This window comes from Nitrosospira sp. CT (assembly GCF_059489795.1).
Genome location: NZ_JCAHZJ010000020.1, coordinates 25,183 through 46,519 on the forward strand (window position 1 = coordinate 25,183; position 21,337 = coordinate 46,519).

Annotated in this window: 17 protein-coding genes; 7 read left to right on the plus strand and 10 right to left on the minus strand. The window is 55.4% G+C overall.

Annotation, left to right across the window (positions count from 1 at the left end; genetic code table 11):
• Positions 1-27: 27 nt before the first annotated feature.
• The 4 genes from AC52W5_RS03605 to AC52W5_RS03620 form a co-directional block, all read right to left on the minus strand.
• Positions 28-576, minus strand: coding sequence for a TlpA family protein disulfide reductase (locus tag AC52W5_RS03605; protein ID WP_495670007.1), 549 nt, complete (start codon positions 574-576; stop codon positions 28-30).
• A 110-nt stretch (positions 577-686) separates the two neighbouring features.
• On the minus strand, positions 687-2,657 hold the full coding sequence (dsbD, locus tag AC52W5_RS03610) for a protein-disulfide reductase DsbD (protein WP_495670008.1): 1,971 nt from the start codon (positions 2,655-2,657) through the stop codon (positions 687-689).
• Between the two features lie 15 nt (positions 2,658-2,672).
• Positions 2,673-3,038 (minus strand): divalent-cation tolerance protein CutA, encoded by a 366-nt coding sequence (cutA, locus tag AC52W5_RS03615; RefSeq protein WP_133669669.1) that lies wholly within the window; start codon positions 3,036-3,038, stop codon positions 2,673-2,675.
• Positions 3,039-3,084: 46 nt separating this feature from the next.
• Positions 3,085-3,981 carry an SDR family oxidoreductase gene (locus AC52W5_RS03620; protein WP_495670009.1) on the minus strand — a complete coding sequence of 299 codons (897 nt, stop codon included), beginning with the start codon at positions 3,979-3,981 and terminating at the stop codon, positions 3,085-3,087.
• Between the two features lie 54 nt (positions 3,982-4,035).
• Here AC52W5_RS03620 and AC52W5_RS03625 point away from each other — a divergent pair, with 54 nt between their 5' ends.
• Positions 4,036-5,085: a CDP-6-deoxy-delta-3,4-glucoseen reductase gene (locus AC52W5_RS03625; RefSeq protein WP_495670010.1), complete on the plus strand. Its 1,050-nt coding sequence runs from the start codon at positions 4,036-4,038 to the stop codon at positions 5,083-5,085.
• Between the two features lie 81 nt (positions 5,086-5,166).
• Here the strand turns inward: AC52W5_RS03625 and AC52W5_RS03630 are convergent, their stop codons facing one another.
• The 4 genes from AC52W5_RS03630 to hemC all read right to left on the minus strand — a co-directional run bounded on the left by AC52W5_RS03630 (position 5,167) and on the right by hemC (position 9,257).
• On the minus strand, positions 5,167-6,405 hold the full coding sequence (locus tag AC52W5_RS03630) for a heme biosynthesis HemY N-terminal domain-containing protein (protein ID WP_495670011.1): 1,239 nt from the start codon (positions 6,403-6,405) through the stop codon (positions 5,167-5,169).
• The gene (locus AC52W5_RS03635) at positions 6,402-7,451 is read right to left on the minus strand and encodes a uroporphyrinogen-III C-methyltransferase (RefSeq protein ID WP_495670012.1); all 1,050 of its coding nucleotides are present in this window, start codon (positions 7,449-7,451) and stop codon (positions 6,402-6,404) included. Before AC52W5_RS03635 ends, AC52W5_RS03630 begins: the two co-directional genes overlap by 4 nt.
• A 61-nt stretch (positions 7,452-7,512) precedes the next feature.
• Complete coding sequence (locus AC52W5_RS03640; protein WP_495670013.1) at positions 7,513-8,295, minus strand: uroporphyrinogen-III synthase; 783 nt, start codon at positions 8,293-8,295, stop codon at positions 7,513-7,515.
• Positions 8,292-9,257: a hydroxymethylbilane synthase gene (gene hemC, locus AC52W5_RS03645; protein ID WP_074975054.1), complete on the minus strand. Its 966-nt coding sequence runs from the start codon at positions 9,255-9,257 to the stop codon at positions 8,292-8,294. The genes AC52W5_RS03640 and hemC overlap by 4 nt, the downstream gene beginning before the upstream one ends.
• Before the next feature lie 134 nt (positions 9,258-9,391).
• On the opposite strand from hemC, the gene ppc reads away from it, so the two are divergent.
• On the plus strand, positions 9,392-12,205 hold the full coding sequence (gene ppc, locus AC52W5_RS03650; protein ID WP_495670035.1) for a phosphoenolpyruvate carboxylase: 2,814 nt from the start codon (positions 9,392-9,394) through the stop codon (positions 12,203-12,205).
• A gap of 78 nt (positions 12,206-12,283) precedes the next feature.
• Positions 12,284-13,636 (plus strand): tRNA (N6-isopentenyl adenosine(37)-C2)-methylthiotransferase MiaB, encoded by a 1,353-nt coding sequence (miaB, locus tag AC52W5_RS03655; RefSeq protein ID WP_495670014.1) that lies wholly within the window; start codon positions 12,284-12,286, stop codon positions 13,634-13,636.
• A gap of 45 nt (positions 13,637-13,681) precedes the next feature.
• Here miaB and AC52W5_RS03660 read toward each other — a convergent pair whose 3' ends face one another.
• Positions 13,682-14,596, minus strand: a complete 915-nt coding sequence (locus AC52W5_RS03660) for a GGDEF domain-containing response regulator (RefSeq protein WP_495670015.1) — start codon at positions 14,594-14,596, stop codon at positions 13,682-13,684.
• Positions 14,593-17,949 carry a response regulator gene (locus AC52W5_RS03665; RefSeq protein WP_495670016.1) on the minus strand — a complete coding sequence of 1,119 codons (3,357 nt, stop codon included), beginning with the start codon at positions 17,947-17,949 and terminating at the stop codon, positions 14,593-14,595. The genes AC52W5_RS03660 and AC52W5_RS03665 overlap by 4 nt, the downstream gene beginning before the upstream one ends.
• Before the next feature lie 349 nt (positions 17,950-18,298).
• On the opposite strand from AC52W5_RS03665, the gene AC52W5_RS03670 reads away from it, so the two are divergent.
• The 4 genes from AC52W5_RS03670 (at position 18,299) to AC52W5_RS03685 (ending at position 21,317) form a co-directional block, all read left to right on the plus strand.
• Positions 18,299-19,270, plus strand: a complete 972-nt coding sequence (locus tag AC52W5_RS03670; protein WP_074975049.1) for a PhoH family protein — start codon at positions 18,299-18,301, stop codon at positions 19,268-19,270.
• Positions 19,254-19,814: an rRNA maturation RNase YbeY gene (gene ybeY / locus AC52W5_RS03675; protein ID WP_495670017.1), complete on the plus strand. Its 561-nt coding sequence runs from the start codon at positions 19,254-19,256 to the stop codon at positions 19,812-19,814. The genes AC52W5_RS03670 and ybeY overlap by 17 nt, the downstream gene beginning before the upstream one ends.
• An 80-nt stretch (positions 19,815-19,894) precedes the next feature.
• Entirely contained in the window at positions 19,895-20,731 is an 837-nt protein-coding gene (locus AC52W5_RS03680; protein ID WP_495670018.1) for a CorC family transporter, read from the plus strand.
• A gap of 58 nt (positions 20,732-20,789) precedes the next feature.
• Complete coding sequence (locus AC52W5_RS03685) at positions 20,790-21,317, plus strand: inorganic diphosphatase (protein WP_495670019.1); 528 nt, start codon at positions 20,790-20,792, stop codon at positions 21,315-21,317.
• The last annotated feature ends 20 nt before the right edge of the window (positions 21,318-21,337 follow it).

Consider the following 21,337-nt stretch of genomic DNA (forward strand, 5'->3'; position numbering starts at 1 on the left):
GCCTGCGAGGGATTGTTCAGCGGTTCCCTAAAGTAAAGGTCCGATCATGGATTCGAGCTTGCTCTCACTCAGGCGACCGAGTTTGCTACCAATCATTTTACCGTTCCGGTCAATCACGACGGTAAAAGGCAGCGCACCCTGGATGTTGCCCGCGGCACCCGCGATCTGCATCGCTTTCATATCCCCCACTAGGACCGGATAATTGATGCCCATTTCCTTGCTGAATGCTGCCGCCCTTTCTTTCTGATCCACCGCAATGCCTACGAAGACCAGTCCCTTATCACGAAACTTGTCCTGAAAGGAGATAAACTCGGGTATTTCCTCGCGGCATGGCGCGCACCAGCTCGCCCAGAAGTTCACCACCATGACTTTCCCCCGCCACTGGGAAACAGGCTGGATATTTCCCTCGAGATCAGGAAAACTCGCCGCCAGTATCGCTTCGGCACCTTTAGTAGCCACAGCGGCATCAGGAGCGCCCATATCCTTGCTCGCCAACTGGCCGCGCAATAAGACTCCTGCTGCCACCGCAAGTATGGCAACGCCCGTGTACAACAATACCTGTCGCAATTTTGTCATTGTTATTCCTAAGAAAAATAAGCTTCAAATCCTGATCCGCGACCGCGACTCACGAGCCAGGCTTGCCTGTTCGCACTCCGGATCAATCAAATTGCGCCGCTGGGGGGAGGCTAGATCAGCACCGCGTTGAGTATTTTCAGAAAAGCCTGCGTGTCCTGATAGCCGATGATTTTGACGTTGGGAACTTGACGCCCCTCTTTGTCCATGAAGAGAATGGCGGGAGGCCCGAATAGCTTGAAGCGCTTGAGAAGCTCCATGTCCTCAGGCGTACCTGCTGTCACATCAACCTGCAGCAGCACAACGTCCTTCAATCGCGTCTGGACAGCTGCGTCGGTGAAGGTGAAACGCTCCATTTCCTTGCAGGAGATGCACCAGTCTGCATAAAAATCCAGCATTACGTATTTGTTTCTCGACTGGAGGATCTGCTGATTCAGCTCCGCCACCGACTGCACTCTCTGGAACGGCAAATGCTCGTTTGAGTTGATACCGTCCTTTTTTACCCCTTCCATGTCAGCCGCTGAAATATTCAGCCTTGAAAGAGGCTGCAGGATATCGCGGCTGCCGGAAAACACGCCGATGAGCAAGGCGATGCCCGTTAGCAGGGCAATCATGCCCACCCCCTTGAGGAATTTTTGAAAACCGGAAGCACCTGGGCGGAGCGGGTCAACCGCATGCAGGTAAATGGCCGAGACGATCAACAGGGCGGCCCACAGCAGCATATGCACCACGGCAGGAATCACCGGCGATATCAGCCATATTGCCACCCCGAGCAGCAATACCCCGAACGACTGCTTGACCCCTTCCATCCACGCACCTGCTTTCGGCAACAGGGCCCCGGCGGAGGCGCCCAGCAACAGCAAGGGCAGGCCCATGCCCAGCGCCATGGCAAAGAGCGCCGAGCCCCCGAGCACCACATCGCGGGTCTGGCTGATATACAGCAACGCGCCTGCAAGAGGCGCCGCTACGCACGGCCCGACAATCAGAGCGGACAAGGCGCCCATGCCGAACACACTGGTCAGGTGTCCCCCTTTGAGATGCCCGGCTTCTTCCGAAATCTTGCCCTGAAAAAAAGTAGGAAGCTGCAGCTCATAGAATCCGAACATGGAAAATGCGAGCGTTACAAAGATCAGCGCGAACGCGCCAAGTACCCATGCGTTCTGAAGGGTTGCCGACAGCATTGCTCCGGAGAGTCCCGCTGCCACCCCGGCGATAGCGTAGGTAATGGCCATTCCGAGCACATACGCCAGCGCAAGGATGAATCCGCGCTGCTTGGTAACATGCTGCCCCCCCTTGGCGATAATGCCCGACAGGATAGGGAACATGGGAAATACACAGGGAGTAAAGGAGAGAAGCAGGCCGATACCGAAGAAGCCGGTAAGAATCAGCCAGAAGTTGCCGGTCTGGAACATCCTCTCGATTTCGACCGATTCCGTCTCGACGGTGGCCGAACCGCCATTCGACCGAAACAACTCGTCAGCGGCATCAGCCCGTACCCCAGCGGTATCTGTTGCGGCGGATGCATCAGTGCTCACTGCATTGGCAACCGCGCCAGCCGCTGCCTTTGCAACCGGCAGCGTCAGGTCGATTACCTTGCTTATGGGCGCATAACAGACACCGATGGGCTCGTTGCAACCCTGATAAGTGGCAACAAGAGTCAGTTTATCAGCCGATGGGGCGTCCCGCTTCAGGGAAATCAGCGCTTCAAACGGCTCGTGAAAAACCTCGACCTCACCAAAGGTTACATCGCTTTTCATCTTTCCCTGTGGCAGGGAAATGTTTTCGACGGTGGTTCCGGGAGTCTGTGGCTTGAACGCAACTTTATCCTTGTAAAGATAATAGTTCTTCGCCGGCTCGAACTGCGCCACCAGCGTATTTGCGTCCCGTACCTTAACCTTCAGCTTGAAAGCCTCGTCTGGCGGCAACAATTCCTGCTCCTGCTCCTCCTGATCCTGATTGAAGGTCGAGCGCAGTTGCTGCAAGCCTGAAAGAAATCCGGAAGTTTTTCCTTCTTCCGCAAAAACGCTTGTGCTGAAAAAGCAGAGAAGCAGCAGGAAATATCGGCTATATCGGTTCAGGGGCATGACACCAGATTCTCTTCAATTTTTATCCGGACTCGACGTTTCGCCGGAAATCCAATGCAGATACGCGGGCAATCCGCTGCTTATTGGGACAGCAATGATTTCAGGGAGTTCGTAAGGGTGCATGGACTTTATCAGGCGCTCCACCGAGGAATAATGCTGCGCAACCGTTTTAATAAAGACCGGGACCTCGACCCCGCTTTCCATTCTGCCTTGCCAGCGGTAGATGGAAGTACACTCTCCCTGTATGTTGACGCATGCGGCCAACCGCTCTTCGATCAGCTTGTGCGCCAGCGAGGCTGCCTGCGTCTTGTCGGGGAGGCCGGTAATGACGAGTATGTATCCCGTTTCACGATCGGTGTGGGGTTGGAGCGGTTGGGGCATTTGCTTGCTCCCATCTAAAATGGGCCTATTTTACCTGCTTTACAGTCTATCTTGCTGTGCGCAGGCACTCTGCGACCGTGGGATAGCGCAGGTGTACGCGCAACTCCTGCTTGATCCGCATATTGGTCAGCCTTCGCGACTCCTGCATGAATGAGAGCATGCCGGGTGCGATACGGCCTTCTGCTTCGGCACGGGGAACGCGTGAAGGACGCGGCAAAGCAAAACGGTCCGCTACCAGATCAAAATATTCCCCCATTTTCAGGTTTGAATCATCGCACGCATGGTAGACCCTCCCTGGTCGCGCATATCGGAGCGCAGCAACAACGATGCGCGCTAAATCGTCGGCATGAATATGATTGGTATAACCGTCGTCTTCCGACGCCAGCACTGGCGTCCCCTCACGCAGGCGTGCGAGCGGTAGGCGATCGCCGGCATAAATCCCGGGAACACGAAGAATCGAAACACTCACGCCATTGCGCAGGCCCCAGTTGCGGACACGTCTTTCCGCATCCACCCTGCGCACTGCACGTTCCGTCAGCGGGTTGATCGCGCGCGTCTCGTTTACCAGAGCCCCCTTGCAATCCCCATATACCCCGCTGGTACTGATGTAGATAAAACGTTGTGGTAACATTGTGCGCTTCATTTTTGGCCGCCTTGTTGTCAAGGCCGCCAGGAGATGCGCGGTACGGGTGTCGGTACGACCTCGGACAGGCGGCGGAGCAAGATGTAAAACGGCATCTGCCGCGCCTGCCAGTTTGTCAAGACTGTCGGGTATGTCAAGATCACCGGACACGGGCGTAATCCCCAGCGAACGCAGCGAAGCACATTGCTCAGGCTTCCTGTACAGGCCCAGCACACGGTAATGCGTTAGCAGCAGGGGAGCCGCACGCAGGGCGATATCACCGCAACCCACGATCAAGAGTGTTCGCTTTATCGTTTTCATGTTACTTGCCGACATTCCATTTTTATTTTTGCTGGATCATTCGTAATCGTAATCATGTCCCATCAAATTACCATCCAGCCGAGCGGGCACAGCTTTTTCGCCCAGCCCGGCGAGACTATTCTCCAGGCCGCGCTCCGGGAAGGTTTTCCACTTCCCTACGGCTGCCGCAATGGCGCTTGCGGGACCTGCAAGGGCAAAATCATACAGGGAACAGTGGATTTCGGCAGCTATAACGAGAGCGCGTTGACGGAAACGGAAAAACAGGCCGGAATGGCACTGTTTTGCCGAGCTGTACCCCTCTCTGAACTCGTCATTGAATGCCGCGAAATCAGCGCCATAAAGGACATCAAGATCAAAACCCTTCCGTGCCGGGTGCAAAAGCTCGAACGGGTCGCACCCGATGTGATGATCATCTCCCTCAAGCTTCCCGCCAACGAACGGCTGCAATTTCTGGCGGGACAGTATATCGACATCCTGATGAAAAACGGCAAGCGCCGCAGTTTTTCACTGGCCAACGCTCCCCATGACGATGAGCTGCTTCAGTTGCATGTGCGTAATTATCCGGGCGGAGCGTTCGCCGAGCATGTGTTCACGCAGATGAAGGAGAGGGATATTCTCCGCTTTGAAGGACCGCTCGGCACGTTCTTCCTGCGCGAAGACTCGGATAAACCCATCATCTTTGTCGCCAGCGGCACAGGGTTTGCACCGGTCAAGAGCATCCTCGAGCACGTATTTCAAGGGCGCAATCCCCGCGGCCACGAGCGGCAGATGGTGCTCTATTGGGGAAACCGCACCAGGGGTGACTTGTATACGCCGGAATTGCCAGGAAGCTGGCAGCAGCAACATGACAACTTTACTTTTATCCCTGTGCTATCAGAGCCGCTGCCATCTGACAACTGGAACGGAAGGACAGGCCTGGTACATCAGGCCGTGCTGCAGGACTTCGACGATCTCAGCGGCTATCAGGTGTATGCTTGCGGCACGCCGGCAATGGTCGAGGCTGCTCACAGGGATTTCACGCGCTTGCGCGGCCTTCCGGAAGAAGAATTCTTTTCGGACGCATTCACCACCTCAACCACTTCAGCAAGTCCGGCAAAAGCGTGACGTTTTCTTCCTTGCGCCTCTCTCTTCCTAGCTCTCCAAAGCGGCCTCGGGAATGGAATCAAAGCTGAACGGTTTCCGGCGCTATTCAATCCGCATTATTCGGCCATTTTCGGTCATTGCGGCTGTTTCCAGGTGCCTTACAGCCAGTTCCAATCCCTTGCCGTAGTGTTCCCTTGCCAGTTCGGGCTGCCCGAGCTTTTCATTCAGCCGCCCCAACGCGAGGTGCGCCGCATATCCCGATTTGACCGACAGGCTCGCTTCAAGATAACTCTCAGCCTTGCCCCACAGTTCCGCCTGGACGCAGAGCTTTCCCAGAACAAGCAGCAGGGATGCATCACTGGGATGCACTTCAAGCCATGCCTCGGCACGTTCTATCTGCCGCAAGGGATCGCTGCCGATGCATTCCGCATAGAGCTTTGCCAATTCCGAATCCCATTGGCTCTCCAGGCTCTGCTCGACCAGATGATGAACCATGGCGCAGTCTCCTGTTGCAGAAAACCCGCGCGCGGCAACAGCAGCGACTTTGCCATCCTTTCTTTCCGACGGAGACAGACCCTCCCAATACTCCCTCAGCCTCCCCGGATTCAACATTCTGCTTCTGAGATTCTCTATATGTGCTCTGCACCTCAGTTGTTTTATGAGGCTGGCCTCAGGACCATCGCGCTGTTCCAGTTGGCTGAGCAGTTCCAGCACGGCATCCCAGTTTCCGACGTTCTGCTGGGCTTCCAGCTCCAGCTTCAGCGCACCCGTATGCCGGCGCAACTCGCCGGAGGGCAGGCGGTGCAGCAGTTCGAGCGCTTCTTCGGGCCGATGTTCGTCCAGAAGCAATTCAGCCTGTGTCATCAACCGTAATGCCACTTCTTGCGGCGCACTGGTTTCGGCCTGGGCAATGAACTCGTCCCGGCGGGAATAATTTCGCAATCCATGGGCCGAGCGCGCGGCAACGATGGCATTGATGGCGCTGAAAGCAGCGGAGTCCTCCATTTTTAGGGCGGCGGCCGCGGATTTCTCCGCCTTCGCATAACGCCGCTCGAAAAACGCCTTGAGGCCGTCCAGCGTTCCTTCCAGGGCTTTTTCCCGACGCCTGCGAGTGCGAAATTCACTCAGCTCGGCAGGCAGCCGGGCGGTAAATACAATAAGCCGCATTCCCAGGTAACCCATCGAAATGACGACTAGCAGCAATAGCACCAGCAGATTGAGCGACAGCTCTATACGATAAGGTTGGGCAACAATCAGCACGTAGCCGCTGTTATAGGTGGCAGCGATGGTAACCGCCACGGCAATCATGAACAGGGCCAGAAGCCAGAGCGCCCCCTTCACCTGTTTCCCCGGTCACGCGTCAACCTGTAGTTACGAACTGCATCGAGACTTGCCGAGATGCGGGGCAACTCGGCGCCGATATCAGTCTCGCCCAATTGCTGCAATGCTTCCCGGAAATCGACGACGGGTTGTGCTTGAGTGTCGTAATAACGCCTGATCTGCTCCCTGGACGCATCGAGGTCAGCCTTGAAGCTGGATCCGTTGTGCGCAAGCAGCGCATACCGCGCGGATAACAGCCGCAACTTCAAATTCTCGCGCAGGAAATACGCTTGCGATGGCGACAGCAGGGCGATATCCGGAGTGTCCATATGCTGTATCCGCACCAGCCGTTTGAAATCCTCCCATACTTGATGCAGAAAGCGCAGCCATACATTTTCGGAGGCGGGAACGGGAGATGGGGGCGAGGCACTCTCAGGGGGTCGAAACTCCATCGCCAGGGGCAGCGTATCGACGGAGGCGACAAGATTATCCAGGCGCATGCTGATTTCTGCGGTGTCGACATACGGCACCGACTTCAGCAGATCCATATCCTTTGCAATGGTTTTTCGCAAGGAAGCCAGTTGCGGGCGCTCTGTGCGCTGAAGCCGGCTATCCGCCTCCTGCATTGCGATCAGTGCGGCTTTGACGTTGCTTGCCAGTTGCAGTTGCTGGTTGGCGATAAGCAGCAACTGCTCCACTTCTTCCAGCATTGCTTCATCGCGGCTTCGCGTAAGTTCCTGGTAAAGCGCTTCCAGGGCAACCTGCTGGCTCTGCGATTCAGCCAGTCTGTCTTCAAGGAGGTCGAGCTTTGTTTCCGCACGGCGTCCCGCTTCGACTGCATCAGCTGCAGTATTGCGCGCTTCCTTGCCTGAAGTATCTGCTTCGGCCAGCCGTCTTGCCAGCTCATGCCGCAGCCCTGCGATTTCACTGCGCGTGTCGTACCATTGCCAGGCGAAAACCAGGATCAGAATCAAAGCAAAAACCAGCAGGGGATTGGCGCGCGCAAGCCATCTCGCCCCCGTTTTCTGTGGTCGATCGATATCAGCAGGCTGAGTTTCCACGCTCATGATTGCGTAGGAGCAAAATTGTGTTGTCGCTCTTCGCGGTTTTCACCTTTACCGTCACCTTTCACCCGATGTGCCCGGAAAAATAATCCTGCAAACCCGCAACCAACCCGTCGTCTCCGGCAGCGGTAACAATCACGCGGTTAAATCCCAGTTTCCGTGCCACCCCCGCGATACGTTCATGGGAAACGAACAAGGGTGTGTTTTCAAGCCATGTTCTGCCTGAGTCGCCCACCATCTCCTGTAAATTGCGCAACCCTTCACTGCTGGTGACGGTAACCGCGTTCATCTCACCACGCGTCCAGGCTGCGAGAAGCGGCGCAATTTCCGCTTCCGGCCGTATCCGGCGGTAGCACGCCGCGTATTCGACAAAAGCACCGCGTTTCCTCAGCGTTTCCCCCAGCAGTTCGCGCCCGTTGTCGCCCCGAAAAATGATGATTCGCTTGCCCGCTACATGGATACGATCCAATTCTGCCATATCGAGCAAGGCTTCGCTGTCGAATCGCACCGCAGGCACGATTACTCCGCTCACCCCGAATCGTTGCAGCGTTCTGGCAGTGCCCTGACCGACTGTCGCAATTTTGAGATCGAACGGCAATGCGCGTTTCGCACATATGACGCTCATCGCCTTATTGACGGCGTTGGGACTGACAAAAATCGCCAGATAGAATTCGTCCAGGTGCTCGATCAATTCGAGCAATGGACGCGGGTCGGAGATATCCTGAATCTCCAGGACCGGAAACAGGTAGGGTTCTCCGCCTGCTGCTCGTATTTTCCCAGCAAGCTCCCCCGCCTGATGGGAAGGACGCGTGACCAGGATATGGAGCCCGGTCAGCGGCTTGCTCACGGATGGCTCACGGGTTCAACCGCTTTCGATTCCAGCGCTACCAGAATCTCTTCCGCACCCTTTGCCTTCAGGTTCTTTGCCAGTTGCGCTCCCATCGAGGCGCCATCATCGGGATTCCCGTTCAATTCATCGCTTATCATACATATTCCATCCTGGCTGGCGACAAATCCGCGCAGCCTCAGCACGTCTCCGCTGATTTCGGCAAACCCCCCCAATGGCACTTCGCAACTGCCCCCCAGGGCGCGACTCATGGCACGCTCGGCTTCGACGCAGCGCGCAGTGGGAATATGATGCAGCGGTTCCATGAGCTTGATCAAATCCGAGCGATCTGCACGGCACTCAATACCCAAAGCGCCTTGCCCTACTGCGGGCAGGCTGAGATCGGGGCTTAGCAGCGCCGTGATGCGATCCGCAAGTCCCAGTCGTTTCAATCCCGCTGCCGCCAGAATGATCGCCGCGAATCGGCCCTCATCCAGCTTGCGCAAACGCGTCTGGACGTTGCCTCGCAGCGGCTGCACCTGCAAATGAGGAAAGCGCGCGCGCAACTGGCTTTCACGCCGAAGACTGGAAGTGCCCACCACGCTCCCCGGCGGAAGCGCATCCAGCGTCGCGTACTTGTTGGAGACAAAGGCATCCCGCGGATCTTCACGCTCCGTGATCGCTGCCAGCGCGAATCCGGTCGGCATATCCATCGGCACATCCTTCATCGAATGCACGGCGATATCGGCCCGCCCCTCCTCCAGCGCCTGTTCCAGTTCTTTGATGAACAAACCTTTTCCGCCGATTTTGGATAGCGTCACATCAAGAATCTGATCGCCCCGGGTCGTCATTCCGGATATTTGAAATTCCGTTTGCGGGTATAATTCTGCCAGGCGATCCCGGATGAAATTGGCCTGCCACAGGGCAAGAGCACTTTCCCGTGTCGCGATAACTATTTTATTGGGTGTGGATGAATTAGGCATTCCTATTAAAATAAACAAAAGTTTGTAAATCCTGCTGGCACTTATTTTACCATGGCGGACGTCAAAGCCGGACTGAAGTACTGAACTGAAGTACTTAGGGCATGAGTTCGCATCTTCCAGAGAAGAGGTTGTTTATGGGATCGGTCGCCTCCCAAAGCGAAAGTATGGATACTAATCCTAATCACATCGATGACAAGGAGCCGAAGGATGACCCTCTGCGAGAGGACATCCGTCTGCTCGGGCGCATGCTGGGCGATACCCTGCGTGAACAGGAGGGCGAACCTACTTTTGATTTGGTGGAAAATATCCGGCAAACCGCAATTCGGTTTCGCCGCGACCAGGATCCGAAGGCGCGACAGGAACTGGACCGGTTGCTCAACCAGTTGAGCAACAAGGCTACCGAAGCGGTGGTTCGCGCGTTCAGCCAGTTCTCGCAGCTATCGAACATAGCCGAGGATATGCATCACAATCGCCGGCGGCGCAGCTATCTTTTAGCCCGGTCTCAACCGCAGGCGGGCAGTGTGGCGCGCGCGCTCGACCTGGTTTTATCCAACGACACAAGCAGCGCGGCCCTTGGTGGGTTCTTTGCCAAAGCCCTCGTTTCGCCAGTACTGACGGCCCATCCGACGGAAGTGCAGCGAAGAAGCATACTTGATTGCCAGTTGGGGATTGCTCGACTGTTGAACGAGCGCGATCGGGTGCAGCTCACTCCGGATGAACTGAGCAAGAACGAAGAGGGGTTGCGAACCGCCATTCAGATATTATGGCAGACTCGCATGCTGCGCTCGGCACGCCTGTCCGTATATGACGAAATCAAAAATGGCCTAGCCTATTATCACTACACTTTTCTTACAGAAGTGCCGCATCTGTATGCGGAAATCGAAGATCTGCTCGAACGCCGGATGGGCGATAAAGCCCCCCGTGTTCCTCCGTTTCTTCGTATTGGCAGCTGGATAGGCGGCGATCGCGACGGCAATCCCTTCGTTACTCATGAGGTACTGCTGCACGCCGCCGAGCGGCAATCCGCTCTGGCACTGGATTTTTACATGGGTGAGGTCCACCAGATCGGCCGCCGGTTAAGCCTGACTGATCGCCTGGTCGACGTGGACGATGCCCTGGCGGCGCTGGCTGCGGCTTCCCCCGACCGGGCGCCGAGTCGTGCTGATGAGCCTTATCGACGCGCCCTGATCGGTATTTACGCGCGCCTTGCTGCAACCAGCATGGGGCTTGGTCATGCAATCAGGCAACGGCGTCCGGTCGGTCCGGCGGAGCCTTACACTGACAGCATGGAACTCGTTCGCGATCTCGATATCGTCATCCATTCGCTCGAACGGCATAAATCGGAGTTACTGGCGCGGGGTGATCTGCGCCACCTGCGGCGGGCGGCTGAGGTATTCGGTTTTCATCTCGCGCCGCTGGATATGCGCCAGCACAGCCACATTCATGAGCAGGTCGTGGCCGAACTGTTCGAGCGTGGCGCCAGCCTGAAAGGCTATTCAGACCTGCCGGAAGCGGAACGCGTGCGCTGCCTCCTGACTGAGATCAGCAGCCCGCGCCTCCTGCGCTCGCCTTACCTCGACTATTCGGAGCTTGCCGAGGGTGAATTGCATATCGTGGAGACGGCGGCCGAAATTCATCGGCGCTTCGGTCCAGCAGCATTACCCAATTACGTCATTTCCAAGGCGGACGGCATATCCGACATCCTGGAAGTTGCGCTGCTGTTGAAGGAGGTAGGGCTGCTTCGGGCAGGAGAAAAGCCGCATCTGCATGTCAATATTGTTCCGTTGTTCGAAACCATCGCCGACCTGCGTGGCTGTCCCCGCATCATGGACGAGCTGTTCTCGATACCCTATTACCGCAAGCTGGTGGATTCGCGCAATGACGTTCAGGAGGTGATGCTCGGCTACTCCGATAGCAACAAGGATGGCGGATTCCTCGCGGCCAACTGGGAGCTCTACAAGGCCGAAACCGAACTCACGAAGGTCTTTGCCAAGCACAAAGTCGAGCTGCGGCTGTTTCATGGACGCGGCGGCACGGTTGGCCGCGGCGGGGGTCCCAGCTATCAGGCAATACTGGCGCAGCCGCCGGGCAGCGTCAACGGGCAGATACGCATCACCGAGCAGGGCGAAGTCATCGGCAGCAAATATTCCGATCCGGAGATCGGGCGACGTAATCTGGAAACGCTGGTCGCAGCAACCATCGAGGCGACGCTGCTGAGCCATGATACGCTCGGGCAGTGCGCAGATGAATATTATGGGGTCATGGAAGTGCTGGCAGGCGATGCCCTGCGGGCTTATCGCAGCCTGGTATATGAAACGCCTGGATTTAACCGGTATTTTCAGGAATCGACCCCGATAAAGGAAATTGCGGGGCTCAATATCGGCAGCCGCCCTCCCTCCCGCAAAAAATCCGATCTGATAGAAGATCTGCGCGCCATTCCATGGACGTTCAGTTGGGGTGTCAACCGCGCGATGATTACCGGCTGGTATGGTTTTGGCACGGCCGTGGAAATGTTCGTGCAGCGCGAGGGCAGGGGCGACAACGGACTGGGACTCCTGCAGAAAATGTATCAGGCCTGGCCGTTCCTCCAGACATTGCTGTCGAACATGGACATGGTACTGGCCAAAACTGACATGGGTATTGCTTCGCGCTACGCTGAACTGGTTACGGATGTGGAACTGCGGCGCGAAGTTTTCGGTCGGATACAAAAAGAGTGGGAACTTAGCGTGAAATGGCTTTTTGCCGTGACCGGCCGAACTGAGCTATTGCAGGATAATCCCACGCTTGCGCGCAGCATTCGCAACCGTACCCCTTATATCGATCCGCTCAATCACTTGCAAGTGGAGCTGTTGCGCCGTTACCGGTCCGGGGATGCCACAGATGCGGTAACACGCGCCATACAGCTTACTATCAATGGAGTTGCCGCCGGACTGAGGAACAGCGGGTAACTTCAGGCAGAGCGATACTGCCCGGGCACTTCCAAGTGCTTCGGCTCATCATGATTTACTGAAACAGTAAGTAAGGTCGTGGCAAAAAAACTTTACATCAAAACATTTGGCTGCCAGATGAACGAGTATGACTCGGAAAAAATGGCGGACGTGCTGCGTGATGCGGAGCACATGGAAAAAACGGATAATCCCGCTGAAGCGGACGTAATTCTTTTCAATACCTGCTCGGTGCGGGAGAAAGCGCAGGAAAAGGTGTTTCATGACCTTGGACGCGTAAGACATCTCAAGGCGGCCAATCCCGGTCTGCTGATAGGCGTGGGCGGATGCGTGGCCAGCCAGGAGGGAGCGGAGATCGTCAAACGCGCCCCCTATGTAGACCTGGTGTTTGGTCCGCAGACGCTGCACCGGCTGCCGCAGATGATTTCGACGCGTCAGATTACGGGCCGGCCGCAGGTGGATATCTCCTTTCCCGAGATCGAGAAATTCGATCATCTGCCGCCGGCGCGCACGGAGGGCGTGACCGCCTTCGTATCCATCATGGAAGGGTGCAGCAAGTATTGCAGCTTTTGCGTGGTTCCTTATACGCGCGGTGAGGAAATTTCACGTCCGCTCGACGATATCCTGACGGAAATCGCGAGTCTGGCAGATCTCGGTGTCAAGGAAGTAACCCTGCTGGGGCAAAACGTCAACGCCTATCGCGGCAGAATGCAATATGCGGAAGAGGGCGAATTAGCCGACTTTGCGCTGTTGCTGGAATATCTCCATGAAATCCCGGGTATCGAACGCATCCGTTATACCACCTCTCACCCCAGGGAATTCACACCCCGCCTCATTGAGGCTTACAAGACTTCTCCCAAGCTGGTAAGTCACGTGCATTTGCCGGTTCAGTCCGGTTCGGATCGCATCCTGGCGGCGATGAAGCGAGGCTACACTTCGCTGGAATACAAATCGATCATTCGGCGGTTGCGTGCTGCCCGACCGGATATTTCGATTACCTCTGATTTCATTGTCGGATTTCCGGGAGAAACCGAAGCAGACTTTGAGGCAACGATGAAACTGATCGAAGCGGTGAACTTCGATGGTTCCTTCAGCTTTATTTACAGTTCCCGTCCGGGGACCCCGGCAGCCGGACTGGAAGATACGACCCCTCATCAGATCAAGCTGGAGCGGTTGCAGCGGTTGCAGGAAAAAGTGGAGCTTCAGGCGCAAGAAATTAGCGTCAGGATGGTGGGAACGATACAGCGCGTTCTGGTGGAAGGTTCCTCCAGAAAAGATTCCGGCGAATTAAGCGGGCGCACCGATAACAACCGCGTAGTCAATTTTCCCGGGCATCCCGAAATGATAGGAAAATTTGCAGATCTGAAAATCACCACGGCCCTGTCCCACACTCTACGCGGCCAGATCGTAAGAGCCGATATGGCGCTCCAGTAGAGCCCGGTCGATAGCGGTTTCCGGAGAGTCGGAGGCGACAACTTTTCAGCGCCATGTCCTGAGTCTTGATTCGGTCGTCAGCTTTGACAATTCAACCCGATTACGCCCGGCCTCTTTTGCTTGATAGAGAGCTTGATCGGCGGCTGTGATAAGCTCACCTGTATCATCGACCTGTCCGCAACTCGTCGCGATACCTATGCTCACAGTCATGTCAATTTGTCCTGCACGGCTGTTGACAGGCGCGCTGCTGATGGAGCTACAGATTCTTTCGCCCAGGGCCATGGCCTCGCTCCAGTCACAACCCGATGCTGTAATGAGAAATTCCTCGCCTCCATAGCGTCCGATCCGGTCATAACCCCGCAATACACCTGACATGCGCCGGGCTGCCTCCTGCAGTACTTCGTCACCGGTTGGATGCCCATAGGTATCGTTGATTCGCTTGAAGTGATCGAGATCCGCAATCATCACGCTCGTGCAGGTATCCTGACGTGCTCCCCGCTTCAACTCCTTCTGCAGATAATCCATGATGGAGGCTCGGTTCCATACGCCCGTCAGATAATCACGCGTGGCTTGGATATGTAGCTTTTGATGCAGGCCAAGGATTCGTTCAGCGACCCGTAGCCGGGTTGCCAGTTGTTCTTCATCGAACGGTTTGGTAATGAAATCATCCGCCCCTGCGTCCATGCCTTCGAGATAGCTGCCCTTGCTGTCCAGCGCCGTAAGAAGGATGATGTAGGTATATTGCAGGCCAGGTTCGCTGCGGATCATTCTGCATAATTGCAGACCATCGATATCAGGCATCATCCAGTCGGAGATGAGCAGCGGATATTCGTCCTTTTGCCAGGCCTCCCAAGCTTTACGCCCGTCCTCTACTGCCGTTATGGTATGCCCCAGTTTCCTCAGGGTAGCGGCAAACAACAGGCGCGAGGTAGTGTCGTCTTCGGCAATGAGTATCTTCATGATCGGGTTGCATCCGGCAGCGATACGCAATGGGGATCTGACTGGGTAATTTCACGCTGCACGCGTCCAAATTCCATTTCAATTTGTTCCATCAAAGTGACCGCTCCAGTCATGTCGCCGGCTTTGCCTGCAAGCTCCAGCTTTTGAGCCATATCCGCCATGGAATGCGCACCGATATTGGCGCTGGCGCCTTTGATGGCATGAGCAGTCTTGTACAGAAGTTCCATGTTTCTTCCCGCCAGGGCCTCCTTCAGGGCATCGATGCGTTCTGCCCCATCGCGCAGGAACGATGTGAATATCTGGGTAAGCAAGGATGGATCCGTCGCTTCCGCGAGCGATCGAAGTCTCGCAACGACTTCCGCACTCAATGCAGAGGATGCGGAAGACATCGAAAGGGATGAAGAAACGGGCAGGGAGGAAGAGACTGTCGGTGGAGAATGATCCGGGATGCTGTCTGGCATCGCCTTTTCATGCCTTGCCGTGGGAGGTGTTTCATTTTTCTGCCCCTGTTCCCTGCCCGGCATCCAGCGCTTTAAGGCTGCCGCAAAGTCCTCCAGCTTTACCGGTTTGCTGATGTAATCGTCCATGCCCGCGCGCAGGCAACGTTCTCGATCACCCTGCATGGCCTGTGCCGTTACCGCAATGACGGGAAGCCGTGATTTGCTGTCGAGCCGGCTGCGAATTGCGGCAGTGGCTTCAAAACCATCCATCTCTGGCATCTCGCAATCCATAAACACCATATCATAGAGGAATGCATCCACCATCTCCATGGCTTCCCGGCCATTAGCGGCAACATCCACCAGACAGCCCAGATTGCGCAATATCATCGCTCCCACGATCTGATTGGTAGCATTATCCTCAGCAATCAGTACGCGTGTACCGGCAAACAGACAATTCGCGCCATCGGCGGCCTGCATCTCGGGATTTGCCGGGAAGAAAGGCTGACTGACGAGATTTATAGTTCGTTGATGGCGGTGCGCGTTCCAGATACTTACCAGAGTCGACAGCAATTCCGATTGCCGCACCGGCTTGACCAGATAAGCGGCGAAGCCGATCTTCTGAAGCCGCTCTCTGATATCGCCTTCCTGTCCTGACGAACTGAGCATCACCAAATGAATATCATGCAGCAATGGATCCGCCTTGATAGTCCGGCCCAGCATTTCTCCGTCCATATCCGGCATCTGATGATCGAGGATCGCAATCCTGTAGGGATCGCCGGAGGCGTGAGATGTATGCAGGGCCCGCAAGGATTCTGCCCCGGACGCGCAGCTGCCGATACGCATCCTCCAGCTGCGGAGCTGCTCTTGCAGTACCAGGCGATTAGCTGAGTTATCGTCCACGATCAGCACCCGAACATGTGTCAGGTCCGCGTGTAGACCCACATCCGTCGGCCAATCTTTCTGCAAGCCCAAAGGTAGCGTAAACCAGAACGTTGATCCAGCGCCCACCCGGCTCTTCGCAGCGATGGTACCCCCCATCAGCTGGACCAGCTGCTTGCTGATAGCCAATCCCAGGCCTGTCCCCCCATAACGCCGCGTGGTAGAGGCATCTGCCTGCGTGAATTTGTCAAAGATACTTTGCAGCTTATCTGGCGCGATTCCCGGTCCGCTATCTTCGATGCTGATGCGGAGTGATACTTCATCTTCACTGAGAGCATCGACTTCTACATCGATGAGTACATGGCCCTTGTCTGTAAACTTGATTGCATTGTTGGTCAAGTTTATCAGTACCTGGCGAATGCGCCCCAGGTCGCCGAATACATAACGCGGCACATTCGGCAGGTAACGTACTATTACATTCACATTTGCCTTTCTTGCCGGCTGCATGGCAACCATGCTGGCCACTTCTTCCACGGCCTGAAGCAGATCAAAAGGAACCGGTGAAATAACGAGTTTACCGGCCTCGATTTTGGAAAAATCGAGAATGTCATTGATTATGGAAAGCAGCGTCTCGCCACTCGCGCGCGCCAGTCCCGCCAGCTCGCGCTGTGATGCAGTTAGCGCAGTGTTCAAAAGCAGCCCGACTGCGCCGAGCACACCATTCATCGGGGTGCGGATCTCGTGGCTCATATTTGCCAGAAATTCGCCTTTGGCCCGGCTGGCAGCCTCCGCTGCCTTTCGGGCATTATGGAGCTCTTTCTCGATATTCTTCCTGGCGGTGATATCCTGGCCCGAAAAGTAGAATTCCCGCACATCCTCTGCGGCGGCTATATTCCATAAGACCCAGCGGAAGGAGCCATCCTTGCAGCGCATCTGGCTTTCAAAGGAAACATTGCTACCCATGACGAGCTTGTCCAGCTCTACCGCGGTATCTGCGCGTGAACCGGAGAAAACGAGGTCCATAAAAGGCTTGGACAGCAGTTCTTCCTCCGAATAGCCAAAAACTTTGGTCCAGGCCGTGTTCATTCGCTTGAAACGATTATCGAACCCGGAAATCGCAAGAAAGTTGAGAGACTGATTAAAATAGCGATCACGTTCAGCCTGAGCTACGATGAAGGCGCGGGAAAGGCTGCCTATCTCGTCGTTCGAGTCAATGTAGAAACCGGGTGAGCTGCTCGCCTCTCCGATATTCCTGGCTTTATCTTCGAGCCATGCAAGATTTTGTACCTTCCGACGCACGACACGATACGAAAAGGCGAACCAGGCCATGAGAAAGGCAAGCATGAAAAACACGCCGGATATGTAGAGATTGGCGCGGTTTTTAGCAAGGGCCATGGTATTGCGGGTACGCTTGTCGAGCAATTCATGAAACTCGTTCAACAAACGTATGATCTCAGCCTTGGCCGTATGGTAGCTCTCATCATGCAGCAGGCTGCTGGCCAATGCGGCGTCGGGAGCGCCCTTCACGTTGAATTCTCCGGTCGAATCCTGAAATAGCCCTTTCATTGCATTGAATGCCTTGTACTCTCGCTCCGTCAGCTGGTTTGAGCGACTCTCGGCTTTCGTAAGTTTTGCAAGCTCAGCCGCCGTAAATCCGAGTTTCTTTATTTGCGATCTCAAGGAAATCCTGCGCCCCGGCGCGGACTCCGGGTTCAAATGACCGAGGATCAGATCCCAGTGGCCGCGCTCGTAATGCAGCGGGCGTTCCTTGTCGCCGTTGCGGATGGCCAATATATCGAAGTAGATTTGCTCAAACTTTGGGTTGCCTGTGGCGACATAGGCACGAGCCGTGCGCGTCAGGTCGTCGGAAGATTGTCGCAACTCATCCACGGCAAGGAAGGCGGCATAGCGCACGTTTTCGGCATCATTCAATTTCCGGAGCTCGAAGAAACGAAGTACAACAAACAGGGTAAGCAGGGAAACAAGCACCCCGGTTACGAGGTAAAAAATATAACTCATTTTCCGAATTGTCATCGATCTCCTTTCGCATCATTCGTTCCGGCTGGAATTGCCAACTACGGCCCCCGAATGGGGTGGGCTTGCGCATCAAAGGGGACGGGGCTTTTTAGCCGAGTCTAATTCGAATCCCAAAAAGATTCACAGACCATTGCAGTCAGCATCTGAAGCAAGATCTTCTTTCCGCACGCTTGGCACCATCCCCTCACCTCGCCGCCTTCTCTTTCCCCATTTCCTTGCCGGAGCGGAGGAGCCAGCCAATAGGAAAAGCGATTTCGACCTTTTCTGAATAGGATGAGTTGCAAAGAAGGTCGGTCGCTGCCAGAATTAAGACCTCACCTCCATATTGTGTCGCTTTACCGCGCCATTGAAGCCCAAACCTGTAGAAATTTCCTTTTCCCCCGCTGACAACCAGCGTCTGGCGAACCTGTGTGGCGTGCTGGACGAAAACCTCAGGCAGATCGAGACGGTGCTTGATGTCGCGATTGCAAGGCGGGGAGAACATTTCAGTATCCGCGGGAAACCCGCCCAGGCTTCACTTGCCGCGGAAGCTCTGCAGAACTTCTACGATCAGGCACACCATCATTTCGGCATCGAACAGATTCAATTAGGCCTGATCGAGGCGATGAATCCCCATCACCTGAAAAAACAGGGGCCAGATGACAAGGAAATAACGGAGCCCGCCCTGTATACGCGGCGCAGCGATTTGCGCGGGCGCACACCTCGTCAAGTGGAGTATCTGCACCAGATCCAGACACATGACATTACCTTTTCCATCGGCCCCGCAGGCACCGGGAAAACGTACCTTGCGGTTGCAAGCGCAGTGGATGCGCTCGAGCGGGATATCGTGGCGCGTATCATCCTGGTGCGGCCGGCGGTGGAAGCAGGCGAACGCCTGGGTTTTTTACCGGGCGATCTGGTGCAGAAAGTGGACCCTTATTTGCGTCCCCTTTACGATGCGCTCTACGATCTGATGGGGTTCGATAAAACCAGCAAACAGTTTGAACGGAACGCAATCGAGGTGGCGCCGCTCGCGTTCATGCGCGGACGAACGCTGAACCAGTCTTTCATCATTCTGGACGAAGCACAGAATACCACGCCCGAACAGATGAAAATGTTCCTGACTCGCATCGGTTTTGGCTCCAAGGCTGTGGTGACAGGGGACGTCACGCAGATTGACCTTGCAAAACATCAGAAAAGCGGTCTGGTGGAAGCCCAGCAGGTCCTTGAAAAAGTACGGGGGATCGCGTTTACACGATTCGATGCGGAGGATGTGGTGCGGCATCCATTGGTGCAAAGAATTGTCAACGCATATGAGAAATATGAAAGAAAGGAGTAGTTCCCCCGGCACTCCTGGGAGCGGGGAGTACGCCAGTCCGAAACCGGCGAAATTGAAAATGACTGTCCAGTATGCGACTTCCACACGAGCGCCGCTTCCTCCCAGAGCCTTGCTTCGTAAATGGGTCAAAGCGGCTCTGGTGCATGATGCGGAAATTGCATTGCGCATCGTGGACGAAGCGGAAGGTCACCGCCTCAACCGAGATTTTCGCAACAAGGATTATGCAACCAATGTCCTGACTTTCGTTTACGGTAATGCGCACGCTGCTCCGGATGTTCCGCCGGGGGAAAAGCAAGATGCTCACCCTCTGGCTGGCGATATCGTACTTTGTGCGCCGGTAGTGGAAAATGAAGCAGGTCAGCAGCAAAAGGAGCTGATTGCGCATTACGCGCACCTGACAGTGCATGGGGTCCTGCATCTGCAGGGCTATGATCATCAGGAAGAGGCGGAAGCCGAAAAAATGGAGGAAATGGAAACACGGATTCTTGCACGGCTGGGATATGAAGATCCGTATGCGGGATATTCACCAGCCGAAAGCTGTTGATGCCGCAGTGCGAGCACAGCTGATAGCTGTGAGTGAGATTTCAATGAATACAATTTTTATGGCTATGTCAACTTTTACATATGGATGACCCTCCCCAACCTGGCTGGCTGGAGCGTATAAGCAGCATGCTCCTGCGTGAGCCAGGAAATCGGGCCGAATTGATGGCCCTGCTGCATGCCGCGTACGAACGCAATTTATTCGATTCCGATGCGTTGAGCATGATAGAAGGTGTAATACAGGTATCAGAGATCCAGGCACGCGACATCATGGTTCCCCGCTCGCAGATGGATGTCATCGACATCAGCGACCCGCCCGAGAAATTCATCCCCGACGTCATCGAGAAAGCGCATTCGCGTTTTCCGGTTACCGAAAATGACAAAAACAATGTTATTGGTATATTGCTGGCAAAGGACCTGCTGCGGTATTACGCGGCAGAGGAAGAGTTTGACGTGCGCGACATGTTGCGGCCGGTAGTATTCATTCCTGAATCCAAGCGCCTCAATGTCCTGCTTCGCGACTTTCGTACCAATCGCAATCACATCGCAATCGTCGTGGACGAGTATGGAGGCGTTGCAGGATTGCTGACGATCGAAGACGTGCTGGAGCAGATTGTTGGCGATATCGAGGACGAACATGATTTCGATGAGGTGGAAGACAATATTGTGCAGACGCCAAGCGGCCATTACCGGGTCAAGGCGATTACCGAGATCGCGGATTTCAATGAAAGGCTTGGAACGGAATTAAACGAATCCGACTATGATACGATTGGAGGTCTGGTACTGCACGAATTTGGACGTCTGCCGAAACGGGGCGAATCAGTGATTGTCGGAGGTTTCAAGTTCACCGTGCTTCGCGCGGACAGCCGCAGATTGCATACGCTGCTGGTGGAAAGAAGCAACGGCCAGGTCGAGCAATAGGATGCGCCAGGGTTTAAAAAAAATGGTTGAGATCAGACCGGGCAGGAATAAGCCAGGAATGCAGGACAACCTTGAAGCAAGCAGTACCAACCCGGACCCACACCCGGCCACCGAGATGCAGCGCGAGCCGCCGCTGGTGGAAGTGGTTATCGAAGTTCCTCGCGGCAGCTTTATCAAACGCGGCTCCACCGGAAAAGTGGATTTTATCTCACCCCTCCCGTGCCCGTTCAACTATGGCTCACTCCCGGACTACCTCGGTCTCGATGGCGATCTCTTGGATGCACTGGTGCTCGGTCCCCGTTTGCCCGCTGGCACCCGCGTACAGGCAAAGGCCTGGGGCGCCATTCGCATGGTGGATCACGGCATGCTGGACGACAAGCTGATCTGTAGTGACTTGCCGCCGGACCTGTTGCAGCGCCAGAAAGTACTGAGATTTTTTCGGTTTTATGCAAAATGCAAAGGATTACTCAATGTGGTGCGAGGCCGCTTAGGACGAAACGCGTGCGAAGGGTGGCGTGATGCGGCTCAGACGATAGCACGGGCACGCCCGCGTGGAAGCTCCTCGCGAACACCCTCACCCAGCTGATCGCAGCTCTCTTGCTGATT